This is a genomic window from Candidatus Obscuribacterales bacterium, from assembly GCA_036703605.1.
Taxonomy (GTDB): Bacteria; Cyanobacteriota; Cyanobacteriia; order RECH01; family RECH01; genus RECH01.
On sequence record DATNRH010000212.1, the window covers coordinates 1 to 3,788 of the forward strand.

Annotated in this window: 4 protein-coding genes; all 4 read left to right on the forward strand. The window is 52.5% G+C overall.

The genetic code is table 11. The features are described from left to right. Window positions 1-1,222: agmatinase family protein (locus tag V6D20_04510; GenBank protein HEY9815055.1), on the forward strand; the 1,222-nt coding region annotated here is incomplete at its 5' end. A 14-nt stretch (window positions 1,223-1,236) separates the two neighbouring features. Then, window positions 1,237-1,620, forward strand: a complete 384-nt coding sequence (gene hypA, locus V6D20_04515; protein HEY9815056.1) for a hydrogenase maturation nickel metallochaperone HypA — start codon at window positions 1,237-1,239, stop codon at window positions 1,618-1,620. Between the two features lie 93 nt (window positions 1,621-1,713). Next, complete coding sequence (gene glnT, locus V6D20_04520) at window positions 1,714-3,075, forward strand: type III glutamate--ammonia ligase (protein HEY9815057.1); 1,362 nt, start codon at window positions 1,714-1,716, stop codon at window positions 3,073-3,075. Between the two features lie 359 nt (window positions 3,076-3,434). Then, the coding region (hypB, locus tag V6D20_04525) for a hydrogenase nickel incorporation protein HypB (GenBank protein HEY9815058.1) at window positions 3,435-3,788 on the forward strand (354 nt) is incomplete at its 3' end.

Here is a 3,788-nt window from a genome sequence, read left to right on the forward strand (position 1 = left end):
AAAGACCCGCTGTGTTGTTACTAGTTTTTGGGTGTTGTTCATGGCAGAGAATCCGGTTTCCAATTCTGAGTCCCGTCGTAGTCAGGCTGAGGAGGCGCTAGAGCGTGAGACTCGGTTGCCCATGAGCGGCTGGCAGCAGGAGGTCGATCGCGGCTTGGAGTATGGGTTAGAGGGGGCGGCTAGCATACGCGATCGCTCCATTCCCACCTTTTCGCGGGGAGAGTTGCCCCACTATGCGGGCATTAATACGTTTATGAAAGCGCCCTACCTGGAAGATGTGCGTAAGGTCGGCGAGTATGACGTTGCGATCGTTGGTGTTCCCCATGATTGTGGTACCACCTACCGTCCTGGAACTCGTTTTGGTCCCCAAGGCATTCGCCGCATCTCCGCTCTCTACACGCCCTACAACTTTGAGCTAGGTGTCGATCTGCGGGAGCAAATCACCCTCTGTGACGTCGGCGATATTTTTACCATCAATGCCAACAACGAGAAATCCTTCGATCAGATTTCCAAAGGCGTTGCTCATATCTTTAGCTCCGGTGCCTTTCCGATTATTCTCGGTGGCGATCACTCCATTGGCTTTCCCACCGTGCGCGGCGTCTGTCGGCATTTAGGAGATAAGAAAATTGGTATTATTCACTTCGATCGCCATGTGGATACCCAGGAAACCGATCTAGATGAACGGATGCATACCTGTCCCTGGTTCCATGCCACCAATATGGCTAATGCGCCGGCTAAAAATCTGGTACAGCTAGGTATCGGTGGTTGGCAGGTGCCTCGGCAAGGCGTCAAGGTTTGTCGGGAACGCTCCACCAATATTCTCACCGTCACCGACATTACTGAAATGGGGATGGATGCCGCCGCAGACTACGCCCTAGAAAGAGCCCTAGACGGCACCGACTGTGTCTACATCAGTTTTGATATTGACTGCATTGATGCTGGCTTCGTCCCCGGCACCGGCTGGCCCGAACCCGGTGGACTGCTGCCCCGAGAGGCTCTATCCCTACTTGGTAAAATCGTGCAGCGAGCGCCTGTCTGTGGCTTAGAAATTGTGGAAGTCTCTCCCCCCTACGATGTCAGTGATATGACGTCTTTGATGGCCACTCGGGTAATCTGTGACACCATGGCCCATCTGGTTGTCTCGGGTCAGCTCCCTCGTAAGGAAAAGCCTAGCTATATCCATGAGGAAGCCAATATGAACGTGGATCAGGCTTGGTCTTAGGAGGAGCGATCGCCATGCATGAAACCGATATGACGAAGGCGTTGCTGATGACCGTGGAAGAGTGGTGGGAATCCCAGCCCGATCGCCCTACCATTGAGCGCATCCATCTGATTGTGGGGCAGTTTACCTGTGTGGAACCCGCTGGTTTGCAGTTTGCCTTTGAGGTGCAAACGCGCAATACCTTTCTTGAAGGTGCAGAGCTTGTGATCCGCGAAATTCCGCTAATTGCCTTTTGCCATGCCTGTCAAGAAGAGTATCAGCCTGTCTTAGGGCTGCGCTATGCCTGTCCTGCCTGCCGTAGTCCTATGGATGATATTCGTTCGGGTCGAGAGCTGAAGATCGATCGCATTGAATATGCTCAGCCTGCTTCGGCTTTGAATAAAGAGCTTGTCTTGTAGCTATGACAGTGGTTTTAACGCTAGGGCTTGGCTGCGTCATATCCTACGCTTGATTGCTTAATTCGTTGATATCCTAATCTATCTGCCGATTCTATGAACACCATTCTGCAACCCGAAATTGACGCTCTTAAAATATCCCTCGAAAAGCAAGGGGTGAAATATGCGTTGGCGAGCTATGTCGATCTGCACGGCATGTGTAAAGCCAAGATGGTGCCCCTGAGCCACATTGGTCAGATGATGGGTGGCTCGGAGCTATTCACGGGGGCAGCTCTAGACGGTGTGCCCCAGGAGGTTAGCGATGAGGAAGTGGCGGCTATGCCAGATCCGGCTACCGCGACCGTGCTGCCCTGGAATTCTGAAGTGGTCTGGTTTGCCAGCGATTTACACCTTAAGGGTCAGCCTTTTGAAGCCTGTTGTCGCACTATTCTCAAGCAAGTCCTCGCCCAAGCCGCGGAGATGGGCTACACCTTTAACCTGGGCATTGAAACCGAGTTTTTCATCCTCAAAGATCATCCAGATGGTTCCTTTGGGCCGGTGAGCGATCGCGATCTGTTAGCCAAGGCAGCCTACGATGTACCGACGCTGCTAGACAATTACCAGATCCTCGATACCATCGTCAGCGCCATGAATTCCCTAGGCTGGGATGTCTATTCCTTCGACCACGAAGATGCACAGGGACAGTTTGAAACCGACTTTGCCTACTGCGATGCCCTGAAAATGGCTGATCGCCTCACCTTTTTCCGACTGATGGTCAAAGAACTGGCGCGATCCCAGGGCTACTTCGCCTCCTTTATGCCCAAGATTGCTTCGGACAAAACCGGCAGCGGTGCCCACTACAATATGTCTTTGGCAGATTTAGACACCGGCAAGAATCTCTTTTTTGATCCAGAGGATCCCCGAGGCTGCAAGCTCTCTCAACTAGGCTATCAGTTCATTGCCGGAGTGCTGCGCCACGCGCCTGCCATTGTGGCGCTCACCTGCCCAACGGTGAATAGCTACAAGCGTTTGGTACGTCAGGGCAGCATGTCTGGCTTTACCTGGGCACCGGTCTATGTTTGCTATGGCAACAACAATCGGACAAATATGTTGCGGATTCCCCTGGCCGGAGGACGGGTGGAATGCCGCGCTGCCGATATTTCCACCAATCTCTATCTTGGGGCAGCTCTGATGCTGGCGGCCGGTCTGGAGGGAATTCGCGAAAACCTGGATCCGGGCGAACCCCATACGGAAAACATGTATACCTATAGCTTGGAGGAACTGAAAACCCTAGGTATTGATCTCCTGCCTCGTACTCTAGAAGAAGCGATCGATGCCCTGGAAGCTGATCCCCTCAGCCAATCGGTGATGGGGCCCCTGATGTTTGAGGCCTATGTGCAATATAAGCGTCAGGAATGGCAGGAATATCATAACCACGTATCCGATTGGGAAATTAAGCGTTACCTGAAGTTTTTCTAGTCACAGCAGTGGGAAGGCTCGGCTTCTGGGATGTGGCATACATTTGTTTTGCTAAAAAGGCACTTCAACAGTCTCCCTTGGTATTCGGCGTTGCTGAATACCAATATGAATTCCTAAATCTGCCCTCTCCTTAGGGACAAGAGTTCCAGCTCCCTTCTCTCTGGGAAAAAGGGTTGGGGATGAGGGCAAATCATCTATCGATTCAGCAATGCCAGGTATTCCTGATGATAAAGAGACCTTGGTTTCGATACCCACAGTTCGATACTCACCGTTCGATACCCACCGTATGGGTTGACGCTCTATCTATGTCCGAGACCCTCTAACGTTCCCGATCTTTTTACCCTACATTACCTAAACCCATGCACCAAACCTTTGACGCCGCCCTCGGCATTAATCTCCTCCATGCTAACCAACAAGGCGCAGATCACAACCGTGCTCACTTTGATCAATGGGGCATTACCTGCTTTAACATCATGAGCAGTCCCGGTGCAGGCAAAACAGCCCTGTTGGAAAAAACCCTAGAAGCGATCGCCCCCGACTATCACGTAGCGGTCATTGAAGGCGACATGACCACGGAACTCGACGCCGATCGCCTGCGCCAGTACGGTGTACCGGTGATTGCCATCAACACCGGACGGTCTTGCCACCTCGATGCCAAGATGGTGGCGGGTGGGTTACATCGCCTAGAGCAGGACTATGATCCTGCCCAGTTT

Excerpts from the sequence above, each read along its gene's own strand:
- hypA (HEY9815056.1), top strand. The coding sequence starts at position 1,237 with ATGCATGAAACCGATATGACGAAGGCGTTGCTGATGACCGTGGAAGAG.
- glnT (HEY9815057.1), top strand. The coding sequence starts at position 1,714 with ATGAACACCATTCTGCAACCCGAAATTGACGCTCTTAAAATATCCCTC.